The organism is Candidatus Profftia tarda, assembly GCF_904848675.1.
GTDB lineage: Bacteria > Pseudomonadota > Gammaproteobacteria > Enterobacterales > Enterobacteriaceae > Profftia > Profftia tarda.
In genome coordinates this window covers 1,110,009-1,131,949 of record NZ_LR890047.1, presented here as the reverse complement: position 1 = coordinate 1,131,949, position 21,941 = coordinate 1,110,009, and the positions used below count along the sequence as shown (strand labels likewise).

Below are 21,941 nucleotides of genomic sequence, written 5' to 3'. Positions count from 1 at the left end.
AATAAAATATTCTGTTAATAAAGTTTTAATACCGTATTTTTTTTATTAAAATTGTCGTGAGTAATATTGAAAAAATTTTTATGAGTAAATTGTATCAGAATATTATATTCTAAAAAATTAAGATTAATATTAATAACTATAATAATTAGTATTATAGAGAGCAGCAGTAGCAATATTGATCGGTTACAAATCAGATTCATATGATTATATTGCGGTCTGCTGGGTGTCAAACTAGGCGATCTTAAAAATTGTCTTCGTCATTTTCATCAGTAATATCTTCAGGGTTTAAATTAAATGATACTTTACTGTTTCAGTACTTCTACTTTATGAGGTGGTTTTATCAGTTTACTTATTATATGCATATCTCTTGTCTGTGATTGAAAAGCATTTTATCTTTATTTCTAGCAGGATTCACTTCTCATGGGTTGTTAATTCGTGAAGAGTATGGTTTACTTTATGACAACCTCAGAAGATAATCTTCTATATTTTTGTCTGATAATACAATTGCTTCTCAAGGATATTTTCATAGTTCAAATATTTGATAGGCAAGTTATTCCAGGTAAGTAGCTTTGTCATTAAACACAGTAATTTAATAAATAGCATAAGTATTAAAGATAGAATGATATATATACTAATTTTAAAAATATCAATCATATAAGAAAGCATTCATCAGATAACCACGACCGCGTAAATGTTTAAAAGTAGGGATTACCATTCTACAGTATAGGCAAATGATATATGGATCAGAGTAGAAATATGAATATAGATTGCGGAAGTCGATATAGTGCTAGATCTTTATCCAATATTTTATTCAAGTATCCGTTTGGTAATCTCTGATCTAGATGCTGATTGATCATATAAAGCAAAGTTAAATTATTACCAGTTTTTGATTACTTTTATCTCTAAAAATAGCTATATGAGATCCTCGATATAAGCAATATATAATGCATCTCTACTATAAAGTAGTTATTCTCTTACTACTACACACGCTCAACTAGTTCATGGTGATCTTTGAAACTTTTTAGGTAAATAATTATTATAATCTTGATAATTATGAAAAGCTCAACTTCATTGCCTCTCGCAAGTAAGAGGTATAATTACCGATATTTAGTAGTAATTATGGTTTGACTTACAATTGCTATACTGCTTTTCAAAAGCATCACATCTAAGAATAATATATAGGTATTTAGGCCTAAGAGATGCAATTTTTATTTGTTATAGCGTGCTATAATCACAATAAAATTTCAAAATCAAGCAAATATTATAGTATAATTTTCGGTATGAGATTGTCATTAACCAGAGAATTTTACTCAAAACACTCTTACTTTTTAGCGAAGTATATGATAAAAGTGCGTTATAATAATATGTATTTAAATTTTATATGCAATTATAATAGTTTCATAAACTAAGCGCGCTTCAGTGATCATAATAACTTTTGATTAAATCATATCAATGAGTATTTGCAATTCATCCAAATATGGTACTTACAAGAACACAAGATTTAAAATATCCATATAACTATTTATAAATAACGCTCTAGCAAGCATTAACTCCGTGCTGTATGAACAGTATTTTAAATTACTACCGTCTATTAGAGTGTGTGATATATTGTACTATAATCTATTTTTAAACTATTTATTTACAGTGTGCTGTTCTATCAGTGTGATTTAAAATTATTGGATTTAATGCTGAATATACTCGTTCTTCAGTCTAATATTACAGGAAACTTTGATTATTAGTTACTCAAGATTAATCAGATGATTCTTAAAAAGAATAATATCTTAAGTATTGTACATTTGAATTTTTAGTATCGCAGATTATTTTATGTATTTTTTGTGTTTAATATTCTAAGTCTTTGTCCTAGAGAGCAGCGTTCATTATTACCATAATCTTTTTTTGTACTAATATGGTTAAATCCGCTTGCACTAAGCATGTTTCTAACAGTAGTGCCTTGCTTCCAGCCATGTTCTATCAAAAGCCAGCCATTATCAATCAAATAATCGGGAGCACATGCTATAATGTGGCGTAAATATGCGAGTCCCTTCTCTGGCGCAACGAGAGCACTTAAGGGTTCGTAACGAATATCTTTTTCTAATAAATGGGGATCTAGTTCGTCAATATAAGGAGGATTACTAATAATTAGCATAAATTTATGTCCTTGTATAGGTTCGAACCAATTTCCTCTAATGAATGAAGTATTGGCAATTTTTAAACGCGAAGCGTTGCGTGATGCCAATTCTATGGCATCTACAAGATAATCAACCCCAATGAACTGGCAATCAGGTCGCTCACTGGCTAGTGCTAGAGCAATAGCACCAGTACCGGTTCCCAGATCTAGAACTGTGCATGCATGATTTGGAAGTAGTTCAAGAGCTTTTTCAACTAGACACTCTGTATCATTACGTGGAATGAGGGTTACTGGCGATACTTCTATATTTAATGACCAAAATTCACTCTTACCAATTAAATATGCTAATGGCTCATAAGATTCACGCTTTCTCAATAGTTGTTCTAATTGTTCTTCTTGTTCCAGGCGTAGCTCTGTCTCACTAAATGCCAAAATATAGCTACGGTTTTTACCGGTAATAAAAGATAGTAGAGCATCAACGTCGTATTCGGCTCTTTTATATAAGCACAGCCTTTCTATAGCCCTCTTACGCCATTGATCAAATCTCATGATGAGTCTTTTTCGCAAAGTAATGCTAGCTGATCTGCCTGATATTCTTGAACGATAGATTCTATGAGTAAGTCTAGATTACCTTCCATTATTTCATCTAAACGATAAAGTGTAAGGTTAATGCGATGATCTGTAACCCGACCACGTATAAAATTATAAGTACGATTGCGATCCGAACGGTCACCACTGCCGAGTAAATTACGGCGCTTGAAGGATTCTTGTTCATTTTGTTTTGCTATTTCGGCTGCCCGGATTCGGGCAGCCAATACTGATAAAGCTTTTGCTTTGTTCTTATGTTGCGAACGTTCATCCTGACACTCAACAACAACTCTGGTTGGCAGGTGTGTAATCCGCACTGCCGAATCAGTGGTATTTACATGCTGCCCACCTGCTCCGGATGAGCGGAAGGTATCAATTCGTAAATCATCAGGATTTATATCTGGCAATGCATGTTTCGGTATCTCAGGCATGACAGCTACAGTACAGGATGATGTATGAATGCGTCCTTGATTTTCAGTAGCAGGAATACGCTGAACACGGTGACCTCCGGATTCAAACTTCAAGTGACCATACGCGCTGCACCCAATAACTCTGGCAATGATCTCTTTAAATCCTCCATGTTCACCTGCGTTAGAATTAATAACTTCTATTTTCCAATAATTTGATTCTGCGTAACGGCTATACATGCGGAACATCTTACCAGCAAATAAAGCAGCTTCGTCTCCACCGGTTCCGGCCCTAATTTCTAAATAGCAGTTGCTTTCATCATTAGAATCTTTAGGTAACATTAAGGTTCTTAGCTGTTTTTCTATATCAATAATTTTTTTATTATTTTCAGAAATTTCTTCCTGTGCTATTTTATGCATTTCAGGATCATTAAGCATTGTTTCTGCTGTGTAGACATTCTCTTTTGCTTTTTGCCACTTCTGGAAGCAATGAGTAAGATCGCTTAACTGTGCGTACTCGCAAGACAGTACGCGAAAGAGTTCCTGATCCTTCATCATAGCGGGATCTGCAAGGTGCTCCTGCAACTCTATATAACGTTCTTGTAGAGTTTCTAGTTTAGCAATTATAGAAGATTTCATCTCTAGATGTATTAACCTTTAACGATCTTATCTCATTCAGAAAAGCTAATTATCACCCATTATAGGGGAACCCTGTAATACTTGTATTGTAACACCTTATTACATAGGAATAATTCTTGAGAGATCCTCTTTTCGTGTGTCTTCAGGGATTTATCCATGTATCGTTATATTCTTTAGTATTTCTATTGCATTGTAGCTCTCGTAGCGTATGCGTCATATTTATATTAAGCGCTAGATTGATTATTTTGTATAACACAATAAATTATTTGCAGTTTATTCTTAAAGATACTATCTCAGTTAAAATGTTATGTAACAATTATTCTATATCATATGAATACTAGTGATGTGTCCTTAGCTTTTCTTGTCAGATATTTAAATAATTTTGTATAAATATTTCAGTTAAGATTAATAAGGTCTCTGATTTATTATAAATATATCTTGATAGCATGAGAATCATCAAGATTCATAAAATTATTTATTCAACAATTTTAAAACATGCTTCCTCTCTTTTATTAAAATTTCTACAGGATTAGCGATGAAACTAATGATGAGTTTACTCTTCTAAGGATTCTAAATAATTTTTTAATTTGAATTATATCTAATTTTATATAACGTACCTCTTAATATTTTACTAGTTGTAATGCTACAAGTTGAAAATGATTACATGTTGTAATTTTCATACACGCATATAACATTTACGTAAAGAGATGGTTGCACATTTGTTAAATAATTAATTTTAGATTTACTTTAGAGGATTACTCAAAGATCTCTTTACTCCCGCTAATGACTAAGAAATTGAATAAGAGATAACTAGCGCCAATATAAATGGGAAGTACGCAAAAAATTATTCCATAGATAAGTTTTTTAACATACATTCAAAATCATCCATCATTGTAACCAAATTTGAAAGACTGTATAAGATCTTTAGATGAAAATAACGTGCACACAAAAGAAAAGAACTGCATATACTCGATATTTAGAATTAGATAATATGGATTACCTCACACTAATGCCAGAAGATAAAATTATGTTTAATAAACATGGGCACTGATTCTCTAGAAATAGAGATCTTGTTATAATAAACTGAAAGTTGTTACATTTTGTAATATTTTATGATCCGAAGATTAATAAGGCATAATTTTAGCTTGCTTACATGTATTTTACAGAATCTTTCATATAATGTGTTTTATAGTTTTGGATAAAGTATTCTCAAATTCTAGTACATGAGAAATGCTATTTAATGAATTATTAGCATGCTAATGAAAAAATTTTAGAGTATAGATGTCTTGCTTTCCATAAGGTAATATAAGCAATACTGCGGTCATTTTGATGTTTTCTACATTAAGCAATTAATAAGTCTGACATACAGGGAAGTCTGCTTCATATTATATAGCTAAGGAAATGAAAAAATTCTTTTAAAGTAATGCTTTGAAATATAGTAAGTGAAACAGCAAGATTCTTTGCAAGATTAATATAGTAATATCTTGTTCACTATATTTAAAGACTAAAATATTTTTTGTATCACAGTTATTCACTTTCTGATGCCTGATGAGGCCATCTAACTGTACATATAAATCTTATTTAATATGTTAAAATATTATTTATTAAGTAAGTTAGCATTGTTGACTATAGTCTAAATTAATTGTATGCGGCTAGATATTCTTTGGTTATATCCATAGTTTTATCGGTTCATTTCACGAAGATTGTAATAACTATAAATACTAGAACACTACAGTTTTTGTATTCTCAGGTTTATCTAGTTTTTTAATGAGAAATATTGATATTGTAAGTGAACAAGAGCCGTAATATAACTTGATTGATCATATAATATGATGGTTATTTCATTTAGATCTTTTCTGCTTTATATTTTTGTTCTTAGTCTAGTTATAGTTTTGTATAGTACATTTGTATATGATTTATAAAATTGTTTATCCCAATAAAGAAGGTCGTGCATTTACATGCTGCTTGAATATTGGTATAGGTTTTATATTTTATCAGATCTTATAGATTATTAACTGAGTGATAATCTTTGGTAAAGATCAAAAGATCAATATAAAACATTATTGATATCGTTCCCTACTTTTCGAATACGTCTCATTTCATGCTATATCATTATACCAATGATTTGAAGATGATAGTTGTTAATTAATAGGTTTCGTTCTTAGTATAAAAATTGTTATTATTTGTAATCTTTATTACTTTTATAAAAAGAAAGAATAAGAAATCATTAAAGGCGAAGACATGCGTTTGTAAAATAGGATTTTTGCACTAAATATTGGTATAAGCAATTGGTAGAATATATTATTAATATAATTATCATAGTTATTTATATGATAGACTACTGTGTCTTTCTTAAGACATAGTAGTCTATCATTCTAAAATGCCCTTCCTAGATGTTAAGTTATATAGTGAATCATTTTGATTATGACATAATATTGTTAGAGAAGAGTGATATTAAAGGGATAACTTTTAATGAACTTGATGGGGATGTGGAGATTACTCAGGCTGTTTTATAAAAAATACTATTATTTATAATGGATAATTTTGTAATTATTTCTTAGAGTAAGAACGGACAAGTATGTGCAAAAAATAACTTTTATTATAGTGCTAGCCTTTAGTTTTTTCTCATTAACTGCCTGTAATATTATACAACATAAAAATATTACAGGCAGCAATTATCAGTGCTTGCGCTGGCGCGAGCATAAGAATCAGGTACAAAAAATTGTCAAATACCAAACTAGTGGATCTTTGGCTTATTTTTCGAATCATCAGAGACTATATGCTCGTTTTTTTTGGCAACAGAGCGCGCCTGATTATTACTACATAGTAATTAGTAATCCAATGTTCAGTAATGCAATATCTCTTTATAGTATTCGAGGAATTATTTGGCTGACCGATCACAAAGGTAAGAGTTACTTTAGCAAAAGCGCAGATGAAATAATCCAAAAGCTTACCGGTATACGTATACCTCTACAAATATTGCGTTTATGGATATTAGGATTACCCGGTAATGCTGTTTATGTTAAGCTCAATAATCAAGATAAGTTGCAAAATATTACTGAGATTAAAGATGGTGTAACGTGGAAAGTAAAATATTTAAAATATAACTCTGATACTTATCCTGAAATGCCCACTCAGTTAGATATTATACAAGACGATAAACTCGTAAAACTTAAAATTGATACTTGGGTCTTAAAAAATGATTTCTAGCAGCAGTACGTGGCCTTCCCCAGCTAAGATAAATTTATTTTTATATATTATTAATCGTCGTTATGATGGCTACCATAACTTGCAAACTTTATTCCAATTTTTAGAGTATAGCGATGAATTAATTATTACACCACGTAGTGACGGTAAACTAAATTTGCTCACTAAAATTAACGGTTTATCTAATGACCAGAATCTAATTATACGTGCTGCTAAATTACTGCGTAATAATTTGCCTAAATGTTTTGATTATTGTGGCGCAGATATTGAACTTAAAAAAATAATTCCGATAGGCGGAGGTCTCGGTGGAGGTTCTTCTAATGCTGCTACAGCATTGGTAGCTCTTAATACATTATGGCAGACTAATTTTAATGATCATGAATTAGTCAAGATGAGTATCGAGCTTGGTGCGGATGTACCTTTTTTTGTGAATGGTTTTGCATGTTTTTCAAACGGTGTTGGAAGATTGATACATCCAGCGTATCCTAAAGAAAAATGGTATCTTATTGCACATCCTGGTCTAAATATTCCCACATCAAAGATATTTACTGATCCGGAATTGACCAGAAACTCTCCTGTGCGCAGTTTCGAGGATCTGATGAGCATCCCGCATACAAATGATTGTGAGCTTATAGTTAGAAAACGTTTCTATGATGTTGATCGGGTTATTTCATCGCTGTCACAATATTCACCTTCTCGTTTAACTGGTACAGGTGCTTGTGTATTTGCTGAATTTGAGACTGAGTTTTCTGCTCTTGAGGTGCAGCGCAAGATACCAGATTGGATCACGTCTTTTGTTGCGCGCGGAGTTAATAGTTCACCGCTACAAATTTTTAGATCAGATTTTATGAACTCTGCAAAATAATTTTTATTTGGTACTTGAGTTTAAATATTTTCTGGATCTTCTTTACTTAGTTAAAGAATAACTCATATCATTAAAATATATTCCATACTGTCAATATTAGGGTAATACATAAAAGTATTAATGATGATTAGGGTAATACATAAAAGTATTAATGATGCTGACGATTATAGTTCTATAATTCTTTTGATCACTCTCGATTTAAGAGAAGCAAGTTCTTCTTAGAAGAATATATTATCTTTCAACGTTACTATGATACAATATTATTAATCGTTTCTCACTTGTTAGTTCCTTATTATTAAGAGAGTTTAAAACCAGCAGGTTACTAACCTATCTATTGCCTCGCTTGATTAATCAGTAAGTATAAGTATATATTCAGGGGGGATAGTTAACTTTTGTGCTAACCACTCTAGGTTATTTTGACTACAGAAATATGATTAGCATATTACTAATAATAGAAAAATTAATTGTACAGTACCTCTCATAAAGATATGAGATAAATTTAGTAAAAATTATATAGTTCTGTATAAAGATATAAATTACTCAATAACAAAATAGAAGGTGTATACTTGCAAGCAAATAAGATGTTGGGAAATTAATAATATATTTTTTTGTACAGACATATGTTAAAAGAATTTACAGAAAGATCAGAGAAGTATACTAACAGCATGTAATTAATATAGAACTATGTTAGTTTTTGAATATGATTATAAACGTAATATCATATATTCAAAAAACTTTATTATAATGCAAATATAACCCATGTAAATTATACTAGTATAAAGATATTATATATTTTAAAATAAAACAGATAGGTTATTATTTAATAACACTATAATTATAATCATTACGTAGAAAATTATTCTATAAAAACTAGGTAAATAGTTAAAACAAAACAAATAAATTGGATATAATACTGCAGAGTATATTAGTTGATATAGTAGTATTCTTACTTCAATGCTATTATATATAAAGTTATGATGATCACCGGAAGGATAATTAAACTGAATTATCTTTAATGAGCATAATTATGATAGTATATACTATTTATCATAGTGCTCATAGTTGACATTTACCTTACTTTATACTTTGAATACTATTCTAAAGTAATTTACTATGAGGGTAAATAAAATAACCTTTATATCCCTTTATTCAATGTATCCGTAATGATTTTTTAGAAATCATATAGAGGTTTTCGTGCCTGACATGAAGCTTTTTTCTGGTAATGCTACTCCGGAATTAGCACGGCGGATTGCCAGCCGTCTCTACACTAGTCTGGGCGATGCTGCTGTAGGACGTTTTAGTGACGGCGAAGTCAGTGTGCAAATAAATGAGAATGTACGAGGCGGTGATGTTTTTATTATCCAGTCTACTTGTGCTCCAACCAATGATAACTTGATTGAACTAGTAGTCATGGTAGATGCATTGCGCCGTGCCTCTGCAGGACGTATCACTGCTGTAATACCCTATTTTGGATATGCTCGTCAAGATCGCCGTGTTCGTTCTGCCCGTGTACCCATCACTGCTAAGATTGTAGCTGATTTTTTATCAAGTGTAGGCGTAGATCGTGTTCTTACTGTAGATCTGCATGCGGAACAGATTCAAGGTTTTTTCGACGTTCCCGTAGACAACGTATTTGGCAGTCCTATTCTGTTAGACGACATGCTCCAAAAAAATATGAATAAACCAATGGTAGTTTCTCCAGATATAGGTGGTGTGGTTCGTGCTCGTGCTATTGCTAAACTGCTTAACGATACTGATATGGCAATAATTGATAAACGTCGTCCTCGCGCTAACGTATCTCAAATTATGCATATTATTGGTGACGTTTCTGGTCGTGACTGCGTGCTAGTTGACGACATGATAGATACTGGGGGTACTCTGTGTAAGGCTGCTGAAGCATTAAAAGAACGTGGTGCTAAAAGTGTTTTTGCCTATGCAACTCATCCAATCTTCTCCGGTAATGCGATAAGTAATATTCAAAGTTCTGTTATCGATAAAATCATAGTATGCGATACCATTCCTCTTTCCGCAGAAATAAAAGCACTAAAAAAAGTTCGTACTCTAACTCTATCGGGTATGCTAGCAGAAGCTATCCGGCGCATAAGCAATGAAGAATCTATTTCTGCAATGTTCGAGTACTAAGCATAATATATGCTTATGATTTAATGCATCTAGATGAAGTCTATAAGTGAATTGAAGAAAATAATAAAAATTCTTCAGAAGTTGATTAAGTCCGTAAACATTAAGAATCTTTGTCTAAGATGCGATAAAATAATAATTAGAGAAAAATTATCATCAGCTATTTAAAATTATATTATGCGGTGGCATTATCTATGAATCTATATGAATCTATATGATTCTTCTTTATCGAATATTGCCTGCCTTATATTACTATTTTAAGCTAAGATTATGATGACTTCTAATTATTTTAACCTATTGCACAATAATTATATACAGACTTCTATCTTAAAGATTGAACTAATAATTTTTTCTTCTTGATTTGCCTGAATAGGATCATTATTGTAGTAAATAAGTTAAGAATTATAATGAACATTATATAACGATATATTGTTTGATTTGTTAATAAGTAGAATAAAATATTAATTTTGCTAATAAATATAATAGTAAAAATATTTTTGATAAATTTAGGTAATTATATAGCTCTACATTTGACCGATCATAATATGATATATTATATAATTATTTCTTCATGTATTAATATTAAAATTAATTACTATTATATTTCTTTTTATAAGATCAGTGGATCCTCGCAATATAAAATATTATATAGTAATTTAATAACGTAAATTGTTAAAATAATAATATTTTATTAGGATCAGTAATTTATAAGCATCTTATATCACTAAATATTATATTATATATTATCGATAGAAAGATATGAAAAAATAATTTTGATGATCATCATTTAATATTAGATTTTTTCATTTAAATAATTGATCTGTACCTGAGCTAGGTAATTTTACAATTATCATATTTATAAATAAGTTATGACTATTTACATATATGGGATTATAGGTAATTTATTTTAAAAACTAGCTATATCTAACAGTAGATATTTTTATTTCTTTTAGAATCTTCTAAAAATAAGAAGATCGTACAAATAATAATGCGATACTTAGAAGTAGTACTTCTTTATCAAAAGATCTTTGTTTTATTTAAAAACTTATACTTTATGCAAAGCATTTTCTAACTTTATTATTGAGTATAATTTATTAATTAATTCAAAAATATGCTCTAGGCAATCCTAATCTTATACTTTATCTATTAAATTATTTTTGAATTGAGTATCATTCAACAAGAATATCTTTCATGTTAGATCTAATAGCACTAACATGAACTTGATCAGTGCTCTCAATTTATGAAATCACTGTTGAGTAATAAGTCGTGAACTTATTAAAGATATAGAATGCTCTGTACATACTATATCCTGCGACTAATAATATTAGTGTTGACTGATCTGAAAATCTACACTTGCTTGATCTAACCAGATATATATAAGACTTACGGTTATCCTAGCGTAAAATTATGTAGTATCATATTTTTCTGCGCTATTTGTTATGCTATGTGTTCTCTAATTTTTGTACACTTTTTATCCACTCATAAATATATTCAGACAAATAAATGCTATCAGTAGAATTATTATTTTAGAAGATAATTGCTTTAAACTGACAATTAGAAAAAGATCATGTTGTTGGCATTGATCTTTTTCTAATCAGGAACTGGCTCTCTGTAAGCGATTGCTAAGTTTTAGTGGTTAATGCTTGTCCACTCCCACTTATTATCTATTTAACCCGCTCTGTTAGAGTCATTTGAAAAGCTAATAATGCCATATTAAGATAAGATGCATATATGAGATAAATATTAGTTGAAGGGAGTCTAATGATTCTTTTATGATAAACATTTATGTATATGAATTCAATCAATTTACTCTACTCTTATGCGTGATGTGCATAGATAGCAATACTTTTCTTAGAGTATGCTCGCATATATTGAAATATACCGATGACATTATCTTGCATGAATAGTTATGGATATACGAATATTTTACATGTTTAAAAAATTTTTTATACTTTGAGTAGACTAGTTCGTTGATATTTATAATAATATTTTAGATCGCAACTAAATTATAGCAGGGCTTATGTTTAAACCTTATTTAATGGTTATTGAAATTAAAGTCTTTCGTTGTCTTTGATGACGTTCTTGATGAACATATGAATTAAAGATGTCGTTTGCTGTAATGATTCAAGCAAAGGATAAGGATGTATAATACTATTGTGCTATTTTATTAATAAATTATTTATACTTTTTAATAACTATTTATTCATACTATTTTTATCTAAAAAGTTATCAGAGCTTTCTTAAAATTATACTTTATATTTCTAGCAAAATTTATGCATGATAATAAACTATTTTTATTTTGCATAGTTCAGCAACAAATAAGAGAAATAAATTATTGAGTCTTAAAAGGATCTTCTATAATGATAGTCTCTGCACGGTCAGGACCAGTAGAAATAATATCAACTGGTACTCCTGTTTCTGCTTCTATACACCTAATATAGTTTATTGCAGCTTGCGGTAATTGACTGTATTCGTTTAATCCAAATGTAGGCTTTTCCCAACCTGGCAAAGTTTTATATATTGGTTGTATTCCTTTCCAATTTACAGAGTGCAGTGGAGTGGTGTCAATTGTATGGCCATTAGGCATGCGATAACCGATACATATTTTTATGCTTTCTAAATCATCTAAAACGTCTATTTTAGTTATGCACAAGCCAGAAAGAGAGTTAAGCGTTACAGCGCGACGTAGAATAACAGCGTCTAACCATCCGGTGCGGCGGCGACGTCCAGTAGTTGCGCCGTATTCTTTGCCTTTAGTAAACAGGAGTTCTCCTTTTTCATCTAATAACTCAGTTGGAAATGGACCTGAACCCACTCGAGTGGCGTAAGCCTTAAAAATACCTAGCACGTAATCAATGCAGCATGGTCCTACCCCGGTACCGGTAGATACACCGCCTGCAGTAGTATTGGAGGAAGTTACATATGGATAAGTTCCATGGTCTATGTCTAGTAGAGTTCCTTGTGCACCCTCAAATATTATAGAAGCACCTTGCTTGTTTGCTGTGTTCAGAAGATCCGAAACATCAACCACCATAGCGGTGATGATGTCAGCGACAGACATCACTTCATCCAGAACTATTTGGTAGTTAATAGGCAGCACATTATAGTAGTTAACTAATTGAAAGTTATGGTAGTCTATAATAGTTTTTAGCTTGATTGCAAAGTTTTTTTTATCAAATAAATCACCAACCCGCAGACCGCGACGAGCAATTTTATCTTCATATGCAGGTCCTATACCTCTACCTGTTGTCCCGATAGCTTTTATACCACGCTCTTTTTCGCGAGCCTTATCTAGTGCTACATGATATGGTAGGATCAGCGGACATAACTCGGATATTAAAAGACGTTCACGAACAGGAATATCATGTGATTCAAGTTCTGTAATTTCACGGATTAAAGCATCAGGAGCCAACACAACGCCGTTTGCAATAATACTCGTTACGTTTTTACGCAGAATCCCAGATGGAATCAAATGAAGAATAGTTTTTTTGCCGTTAATGACTATAGTATGACCTGCGTTGTGTCCTCCTTGGTAGCGCACAACATATTTAGCCCTTTCGGTTAATAAATCTACTATCTTACCTTTTCCTTCATCACCCCATTGCGCTCCTAGTACGACGATATTCTTACCCATTACAATTCTCACCACTTTATTAAAATGAATTCTATCACTACTTTTTGAAAAGTTTTATTATTTTCATAATATAATTGAATAATACATTCTAAAAACTTTCAGAACATAATAAATCTATGCAATGTTTAGCGGATATATCGATTTTTAATTTTAAATATGTAACATATCACTCGCTCTTGAGTATATCTAATATCATATGAATAATTTTATATCATTATTACAAATATTAGCTTCATCAAAATCAGAAAAGAATACTAAAAAATTTTATCTGTAGAGTAGTCATCTATAATCTAATGAGATATCTATGGTTATTTTATGTAGTGTATACCCTCATTATATCTCAAAAGTATAATCTAATGAGATATCTATGGTTATTTTATGTAGTGTATACCCTCATTATATCTCAAAAGCTAAAGTCGTAAATGTTTGTATATCATCAATTAACTCACATAGATTTTTGATCTGAATTGCCTGAATATCTGTCATCATGATGAAAGTTGTACCTAAAATAGTGATTATGACCATTAGGTTAGCTAACAGAAAATTTCTTATTGCCTTACATAATAGAAAAATGTTTTATCTGTCAATATGGATATATTATAACGGTTATTTATCTTTGGTAATGAATTTATGCTATTGTATCAATGATTACATTGTTGTACCTCATAATATTATATATTTAGTATAACTTGCTACTGTCTAACATAATTTTTGTATAGAATTTTAACGGGATGTATTGAAATATAAAGCGGAGTCACACAAAAGGATAGTTCTAAAATAAAATCATTATGTGTATTAAATATGCTTATTCCTAACGTAGGTAATAATATAAGCAGACTCGGTAGTTAAGCGGTAAATATAATTAATCAATAGAACCATCAGTGAGTTTTATTAGTCCTCATAATCGAAAAGAGACCTAAATCTGAATGTCTTTATGAGATAACTGCGGTTTTTCTGGGAGCACTAGTAGTAATAATCTTAATATGTCTACCCTTGAATCTATTAAGAAATTCACTGATATTTATAATTTTCTGTAATTCTAGAACAAAATACTATAATAGTGATAGGTTTATATCATCTCATATAAATGTAAATCTCTGCTACCTTTAACTATGCATTTTATTTGATATTAAATCTTTAAAAAAAATTAAGCAATATTTCAAGAAAATACACTATTTTTATAGTTATACTTAATTAGTACTTACTATTTTTCTTCTGCAGGATGCAGATAACTGCTAAAGATCTAAGGTAGATCGCTGCTTTAATATATTATTTATATTAAATGATGATAGACTATGATCGTATTCTTATACTTCCTAATATTTATGCTAGATTTTATTATAATTTAGCTATTACTTAAGATAATAACTAAAGAGATATTGTCGTTATAAAAATAATATCTTTCAAAAAGTAATAATATTTTATTTGCATGTTATAAGGTAGATTAAATGCAGGTTAGTTGTTATGGATCATTTATTTAATAAAACACACTGAACCATTTAAATGCTTTTTATGAGTTTATTATTCTAGTGTGACTTCTTTTATTCTTCTTTTAATGTCTATTCTTTAAGCTTTCATAGTAGTATAATCGCCGCCATGTATATGAACGGTTTACTATATGTAGTATAATATTTTGATTATGGGCAATTGTCAGTAATAAGAGATAGTAAAGCAAGTCGCACTTGTTAGCTACTTGCTTTACCATGTTACACTACATATTATTTCTTGTGCTTAAGAGCCATATTATCTAAGCGCTGGTTCGCTCTTACTGAATCTTCTTTAGCAGTTTGAACATCACTACGCATTGAGTTAATGTCGTCACTGAGCTGAGCGCATTTATTGTCTAAATTTTGAATATTAGTATACAGTTGGTCTATTTTAGCATTACTAGCACATCCAACCAGCATAGTAGATGCTAGACTTAGGGAACTAAGTAGTAATATTTTAGTACAATTCATCATAAAACCCTCTAAATTGATTTAATGCTTACGTAACATCATATATTATGACATAAACTTTTTTCTAAAGAGAATATTTTTACAGTATACGAATGAAATATTCGTTTTAATCTCTCTTTTAAATGCATAAAGAGTATAAAAGCAGACATAATATCATACTAACCAGAACCTATTGAACTTATGGTGGCTAGTTACTATATATTTATAATCCCTAGGTAATTTTAGTTTATGTATCAGTCATAAATTGGCTGATTTATAATGTTGAGCTGGATATGGAGCTAATTCGTGGCATTTATAATCTACGGGCACGTCATTATAGCTGTATTTTAACAATTGGTAATTTCGATGGCGTGCACCGCGGTCACCAAGGACTGCTTGCCCAGTTAAAATATGAAGGTAATCGTTTAGGATTACCAGTTATGGTAATGATCTTCGAACCCCAGACATTAGAGGTACTCGGAATAGACAAAGCGCCGGCGCGGCTAACCCAGTTACGCGATAAATGTCAGCATCTAGCACATGCGGGAGTCGATTATCTTCTATGCATTCGCTTTAATCTAGATTTTGCAGCTACCTTACCTCATCACTTCCTCGAAAAGTTACTAGTTGAACAGCTTGGCGTAAAATACCTAATGGTAGGTGATGATTTTCGTTTTGGTGCAGAGCGACAAGGTAACTATGATTTATTGAAAAAGTCGGGAGATAAGTTAGGATTCACGGTTATAACATCTAGTAGTTTCCGGGAAGGTAACAAGCGTATTAGCAGCACTGCCATTCGACACGCATTACGGGAAGACAATTTTTCTTTGGCTGAAAGCATGTTAGGTCGCCCATATAGCATCTCTGGGCGTGTTGTGCACGGTGATAAAATTGGTAGAACAATTGGTTTTCCAACAGCTAATATGCGACTGAGATGGTTGGTCGCACCAGTGCAAGGTGTCTATGTTGTTGATGTTTATGGTATTGCCCCGGAACCATTACCAGGAGTTGCAAACATTGGAATACGCCCAACATTTTCAGGCATAAGTCAGCAGTTAGAAGTCCATTTATTAGATAAGATGATGGATCTTTATGGATATCATTTAGATGTGGTGCTGCGCGCAAAATTGCGTAATGAGCAGCGCTTTGTTTCTCTTAAGGCATTAAAGCAGCAAATAGCGAATGATGTTTTGACTACCCGTAAATTTTTTGGATTGGCTAGTTCAGTATAATTGCTATCATATGTTCATATTAAACATATTGATATTAGGTGAGAACTTTTCTTGAATAATAATACGTCTTAAAACAGAATTGAGGATCTAATGAATGATTATAAGAATACGTTAAACTTGCCAGAAACAGGTTTTCCTATGCGGGGCAATCTTGTCAGGTTTGAACCTTTTATACTGCAACATTGGTATGAGCGTGATCTATACGGAATGATACGTAAAGCAAAAAAGGGGAAAAAAAATTTTATTTTGCATGACGGCCCTCCTTATGCAAACGGTAGTATTCATATTGGTCACTCACTAAATAAGATTCTGAAAGATATTGTTATTAAATCTAAAGGGCTGAGCGGATTTGACGCACCTTATATTCCTGGTTGGGATTGTCATGGTCAACCTATTGAATTAAAAGTTGAGAAATTAATTGGTAAGCCAGGAGATAAGTGCACTGCTTCTGAATTCCGTGCTAAATGTCGAGAATATGCTATCGAGCAAGTTGAAGACCAAAAAGCTGATTTCAAACGCCTTGGAGTCCTTGGTGATTGGGATCATGCATATCTGACAATGGATTTTAAAACTGAAGCTAACATAATTCGTACATTAGCTAAAATAGCAGAGAATGGTCATCTCATAAAAGGTGCCAAGCCAGTGCACTGGTGCCCCGAATGTGAATCTTCACTGGCTGAAGCCGAAGTTGAATACTATGACACAACTTCGTTATCTATGTACGTGCGCTTTTCTTTGATAAATAAAGAAGCAATTTTAACTAAATTAGGAGTAAAAAATTTTGAAGGCAAATGTTACGTGCTAATTTGGACTACAACGCCTTGGACAATGCCAGCAAATCGTGCAGTTTCTCTTCATCCTGAATTTGAGTACCAACTGATTAATATTGAAGGTGAATGTTTAATATTAGCTACTAATCGGGTTGAAAGTGTTATGAAGCTATTAGGTATCCTTTCGTGGACCGTACTAGGTTGTTGTAAGGGTGCTGATCTAGAATTACAACAATGTCAACATCCTTTTATGGATTTCAGTGTGCCCATTGTTCTACATGAAGGGATTACAATTGAAGTAGGTACAGGTGCTGTACACATTGCTCCTGCTCATGGTCCTGATGACTATATTATAGGTCAGAAATATAGCTTAGAAACTGCAAATCTTGTCGGATCGAACGGTTGTTACCTCAGTGGTACGTATTCTGGCATAAATAGCCTCGATGGTTGTTTTATATTTAAGGGTAATGATGTAGTGATAAAACTTCTTAGAGAGCATGATGCACTACTACATGTTGAAAAAATAAGCCATAGCTATCCATGCTGTTGGCGTCATAAAAAACCAATTTTCTTTCGTGCTACTCCGCAGTGGTTTATCAGCATGGATCAGAAAGGACTTCGAGAGAAGGCTCTTGCGGAAATTGACAAGATAGAGCGCATTAATCTGAAAACAACAGGGTTTAGCGGCTGGATCCCCTCATGGGGGAAAGCTCGTATAGAAAGTATGTTATTGAACCGACCTGATTGGTGTATATCACGTCAGCGCACTTGGGGTGTGCCAATGTCTATGTTTATTCATAAAGATACACATAAACTTCATCCTCAGACTATAGAATTAATGCAAAAAGTAGCTAATCTTGTAGAAAAACAAGGTATTCAGGCATGGTGGGATGTAGATATTCAAGATATCCTGGGTGTAGAAGCCGATCAGTACGAAAAAATACCTGATACCTTAGATGTATGGTTTGATTCTGGCTCAACTAGTGTATCAGTAGTTGATATGCGCCCTGAGTTTAATGGCAATATCGTAGACATATACCTCGAAGGATCTGATCAACATCGCGGTTGGTTTATGTCATCTCTTATAATATCTACTGCAATTAAAGGTAAGGCTCCTTATCGTCAGGTGCTTACTCATGGCTTCACGGTAGATCCTAAAGGACGGAAAATGTCCAAATCTCTTGGTAATACAGTAAGCCCCCAGGATGTAGTGAATAATTTTGGTGGTGATATTCTGCGTCTTTGGGCTGCTTCTACTGATTATACCGGTGAAATTATAGTATCAAATGATGTTTTAAAAAATTCCTCCGATTCCTATCGACGTATTCGTAACACCGCGCGCTTTTTGCTAGCAAACCTAAATAGTTTTGATCCACAACTGCATATAGTGCAGCCGGAAGACATGGTGGTGCTTGATCGCTGGGCAGTTGAGCGTGCTATGCATGCACAGAAAGAGATTGTGGATTCTTACGAGAAGTACGAGTTTCATAAAGTTATTCAACGTGTTTTGCAATTTTGTTCAGTTGAGATGGGTGCTTTTTATCTAGATATTATTAAAGACCGTCAGTACACTACGAAAAGAGATAGTATTTCGCGCCGCAGCTGTCAAACGGCATTATTCCATATTATTGAAGCGTTGGTGAGATGGATTGCCCCAATTTTATCTTTTACTTCTGATGAGTTATGGCGGTATATTCCGGGCGAACGTGCCGATTTTGTCTTTACTGAAGAATGGTATCAAGGGTTGTTTGGGTTGATGGATGCGGAGTTAATGAATAATGAATTCTGGACGAATATAATAGAGGTGCGTGCAGAAGTAAACAAGGTGATTGAACAAGCCCGTCAAGAAAAACGTGTAGGCAGTTCTCTAGAAGCTAGAGTTATATTGTATGTAGATAATAATTTGCTATATCAGCTGAATAGCCTAGAAGATGAATTGCGCTTTGTTATGCTCACGTCTAGCGCTCAGGTTGAGCCATTAGAAAATGCACCCGCTGATGCAGTGGAAAGCAATATGTTTCAAAGACTAAAGATTTTTTGTATAAAGGCTGATGGCTATAAATGCCCACGTTGTTGGCATTTTTATACTAAAATTCGATGTAATCCTATACATCCAGATTTATGTCCAAGATGTGAGACTAATGTAATAGGTAAGGGAGAAAAACGTAAATTTGCGTAATGAGGAAAGTGCTATGAAAACATTAATTATGTCTACGGGTTTACGATGGCTCTGGTTAGTAATGCTTGTGTTAATAATAGATTTATTTAGCAAATATTGTATTCTGCAAAATTTTTCTTTAGGTAAAACTAAAGCACTGCTGCCATGCTTAAATTTACATTATGTCCGTAACTATGGTGCAGCTTTTAGCTTATTTGGAGATTGTAGTGGCTGGCAAAGATGGGTTTTTGCCAGCATTAGCATTGGGGTTTGCGGATTATTATTGCTGATGATGTATCGAATGAGTGCTAAGAAAAAAATAAAAAATATCGCTTGTTCACTAATTATAGGGGGTGCACTAGGTAATCTATATGATCGTATCTATCATGGATTTATCATTGATATGATCGACTTTTATACTGGCGTGTGGCATTTTGCTACATTTAATTTTGCAGATTGTACAATTTGTTTTGGTGCTATATTAATGATTTTTGAAAGAAAGAGGCCGTTTAAGTCAATAAATTACTAGTACCCATACAAAAAATGCAGAACAATAATATATCCCCTATATATCCTCGATACACCTTACCACAGATGGTGATTCTTATAACTATTGATACATTTATTGCTGTACTAGTTTCTAAGTCCTCTTAGGATAAAACAGATTATGAATTGCTATAAATTCATTTTAGTATTCTAGAGGACAATAATTCCTCAAGTTACTATGCAATCTGTTACACAATGATTTTCCATAATAAGACTCACGTATCCCAGGTATTTACTAGCCGTAATTTTACTAATGTACAGGTACTAGTAGCCAAAGGACAGAGAATATAGCAAGCACTGGTTTAGAGTATGTTAAATGCTATTTATATAAATAATCATGGTAACCATCATCATTTTATGAAATGTTTTAATCTTTAACTCAGGAATTTTAATCTTGACAAAAAGAGGTATTTAATGCAAATCCTATTAGCTAATCCTCGCGGTTTCTGTGCTGGTGTTGATCGAGCGATTAGTATTGTAAAACGCGCACTAGAACTTTACGGTTCGCCAATTTATGTTTGTCATGAAGTAGTGCATAACGAGTATGTAGGAAATAGTCTGCGTAATCTCGGGGCTGTTTTTATTGAAAATATTAGTGATGTTCCTGATAATAACATTCTAATTTTTTCTGCTCATGGTGTTTCTCAAAAAGTGCGCGCAGAAGCTAAATCACGAAATTTAACGATGCTATTTGATGCTACGTGTCCATTGGTAACCAAAGTTCATATGGAAGTAGTCCGCGCCAGTCGTAACGGTACTGAAGTCATTTTTATTGGGCATATGGGACATCCAGAAGTCAAAGGTACTATGGGTCAGTATAGTAATAAGGAAGGGGGGATATATCTAGTAGAATCTCAAGAGGACGTCTGGAATCTGCAGGTTAAAAACCAAGATCATCTCTATTTTATGACCCAAACTACTCTATCTGTTAGCAAAACTCAAGAAATTATTAATGTTTTACGAAAACGTTTTCCAAGTATTATAGGTCCACGCAAAGATGATATTTGCTATGCAACTATTAATCGTCAGGAAGCTGTACTTAATTTGGCTGCTGCATCTGAAGTAGTTCTAGTAGTTGGTTCTAAAAATTCATCTAACTCAAACCGTCTAGCTGAACTTGCAAGAAGCACTGGAATACTGTCGTTTTTGATTGACTCTTCCCAAGACATTCGTAATGAATGGCTTGAAGGTATAAACTGTATTGGTGTAACTGCAGGAGCTTCTGCTCCTGAAGTATTGGTGCAAGATGTTATTAAGCATCTTCAGATGTTTGGAGGTGGATCTCCAGTTGAGTTGCTAGGTCGTGAAGAAAATATTTTTTTTGGAATACCGCAAGAACTGCGTATAAATCTAGATTATATCTATTAGCAGTTATTTGTGCGATATGGATAAGATTATGAGATTTACTAATTTTATTGATGCTTTTAATTACAAGTAGTATGCTACAATAAAGTATATGTATATTACAAGATATGCTTAATTACCTTAGTGACAAATCTGATTTCAATGATACAGTATAAAAGTAAAGTATATGGATTTAGAATAAAAGTATCGTTATTATAGAAATTTGTTAATTGATATTAAAAAATTTTAATTACATGTTTTATTTATAAGATGTATATTTTTTAGTATTGAATATTTTTAAAAATAAAAATACTATCATTTAGTAAATAAATTTGACTTTGCCTATC

11 protein-coding genes are annotated in these 21,941 nt (G+C 32.3%); 7 read left to right on the top strand and 4 right to left on the bottom strand.

Going from position 1 to position 21,941, the window contains the following annotated elements:
* Window positions 1-1,822: 1,822 nt before the first annotated feature.
* Together prmC and prfA are read right to left on the bottom strand one after the other, a co-directional pair.
* Window positions 1,823-2,677 (bottom strand): peptide chain release factor N(5)-glutamine methyltransferase, encoded by an 855-nt coding sequence (prmC, locus tag KTT71_RS03180; RefSeq protein ID WP_216782400.1) that lies wholly within the window; start codon window positions 2,675-2,677, stop codon window positions 1,823-1,825.
* The gene (gene prfA, locus KTT71_RS03175) at window positions 2,674-3,762 is read right to left on the bottom strand and encodes a peptide chain release factor 1 (RefSeq protein WP_216782399.1); all 1,089 of its coding nucleotides are present in this window, start codon (window positions 3,760-3,762) and stop codon (window positions 2,674-2,676) included. Before prfA ends, prmC begins: the two co-directional genes overlap by 4 nt.
* Before the next feature lie 2,580 nt (window positions 3,763-6,342).
* On the opposite strand from prfA, the gene lolB reads away from it, so the two are divergent.
* From lolB to KTT71_RS03160, 3 genes are all read left to right on the top strand, one after another.
* Entirely contained in the window at window positions 6,343-6,972 is a 630-nt protein-coding gene (gene lolB / locus KTT71_RS03170) for a lipoprotein insertase outer membrane protein LolB (RefSeq protein ID WP_216782398.1), read from the top strand.
* Window positions 6,962-7,834 (top strand): 4-(cytidine 5'-diphospho)-2-C-methyl-D-erythritol kinase, encoded by an 873-nt coding sequence (gene ispE, locus KTT71_RS03165; RefSeq protein WP_216782397.1) that lies wholly within the window; start codon window positions 6,962-6,964, stop codon window positions 7,832-7,834. The genes lolB and ispE overlap by 11 nt, the downstream gene beginning before the upstream one ends.
* A 1,194-nt stretch (window positions 7,835-9,028) precedes the next feature.
* Complete coding sequence (locus KTT71_RS03160) at window positions 9,029-9,976, top strand: ribose-phosphate pyrophosphokinase (RefSeq protein WP_216782396.1); 948 nt, start codon at window positions 9,029-9,031, stop codon at window positions 9,974-9,976.
* 2,329 nt (window positions 9,977-12,305) lie between these two features.
* On the opposite strand, the gene KTT71_RS03155 is transcribed toward KTT71_RS03160, so the two are convergent.
* Together KTT71_RS03155 and KTT71_RS03150 are read right to left on the bottom strand one after the other, a co-directional pair.
* Window positions 12,306-13,607: an adenylosuccinate synthase gene (locus KTT71_RS03155; protein WP_216782395.1), complete on the bottom strand. Its 1,302-nt coding sequence runs from the start codon at window positions 13,605-13,607 to the stop codon at window positions 12,306-12,308.
* Between the two features lie 1,718 nt (window positions 13,608-15,325).
* Window positions 15,326-15,565, bottom strand: coding sequence for an LPP leucine zipper domain-containing protein (locus KTT71_RS03150; RefSeq protein ID WP_216782770.1), 240 nt, complete (start codon window positions 15,563-15,565; stop codon window positions 15,326-15,328).
* 272 nt (window positions 15,566-15,837) lie between these two features.
* On the opposite strand from KTT71_RS03150, the gene ribF reads away from it, so the two are divergent.
* The 4 genes from ribF to ispH all read left to right on the top strand — a co-directional run bounded on the left by ribF (window position 15,838) and on the right by ispH (window position 21,618).
* The gene (ribF, locus tag KTT71_RS03145) at window positions 15,838-16,776 is read left to right on the top strand and encodes a bifunctional riboflavin kinase/FAD synthetase (protein ID WP_216782394.1); all 939 of its coding nucleotides are present in this window, start codon (window positions 15,838-15,840) and stop codon (window positions 16,774-16,776) included.
* Window positions 16,777-16,866: 90 nt separating this feature from the next.
* Entirely contained in the window at window positions 16,867-19,725 is a 2,859-nt protein-coding gene (gene ileS / locus KTT71_RS03140) for an isoleucine--tRNA ligase (protein ID WP_216782393.1), read from the top strand.
* A 13-nt stretch (window positions 19,726-19,738) separates the two neighbouring features.
* Entirely contained in the window at window positions 19,739-20,233 is a 495-nt protein-coding gene (lspA, locus tag KTT71_RS03135) for a signal peptidase II (RefSeq protein WP_216782392.1), read from the top strand.
* A gap of 431 nt (window positions 20,234-20,664) precedes the next feature.
* Entirely contained in the window at window positions 20,665-21,618 is a 954-nt protein-coding gene (ispH, locus tag KTT71_RS03130) for a 4-hydroxy-3-methylbut-2-enyl diphosphate reductase (protein WP_216782391.1), read from the top strand.
* Window positions 21,619-21,941 lie beyond the last annotated feature (323 nt).

Coding starts and splice junctions, on each gene's coding strand:
- prfA (WP_216782399.1), bottom strand. CDS start 3,762: ATGAAATCTTCTATAATTGCTAAACTAGAAACTCTACAAGAACGTTAT.
- ileS (WP_216782393.1), top strand. CDS start 16,867: ATGAATGATTATAAGAATACGTTAAACTTGCCAGAAACAGGTTTTCCT.
- ribF (WP_216782394.1), top strand. CDS start 15,838: ATGGAGCTAATTCGTGGCATTTATAATCTACGGGCACGTCATTATAGC.
- KTT71_RS03150 (WP_216782770.1), bottom strand. CDS start 15,565: ATGAATTGTACTAAAATATTACTACTTAGTTCCCTAAGTCTAGCATCT.
- ispE (WP_216782397.1), top strand. CDS start 6,962: ATGATTTCTAGCAGCAGTACGTGGCCTTCCCCAGCTAAGATAAATTTA.
- KTT71_RS03155 (WP_216782395.1), bottom strand. CDS start 13,607: ATGGGTAAGAATATCGTCGTACTAGGAGCGCAATGGGGTGATGAAGGA.
- lspA (WP_216782392.1), top strand. CDS start 19,739: ATGAAAACATTAATTATGTCTACGGGTTTACGATGGCTCTGGTTAGTA.
- ispH (WP_216782391.1), top strand. CDS start 20,665: ATGCAAATCCTATTAGCTAATCCTCGCGGTTTCTGTGCTGGTGTTGAT.
- prmC (WP_216782400.1), bottom strand. CDS start 2,677: ATGAGATTTGATCAATGGCGTAAGAGGGCTATAGAAAGGCTGTGCTTA.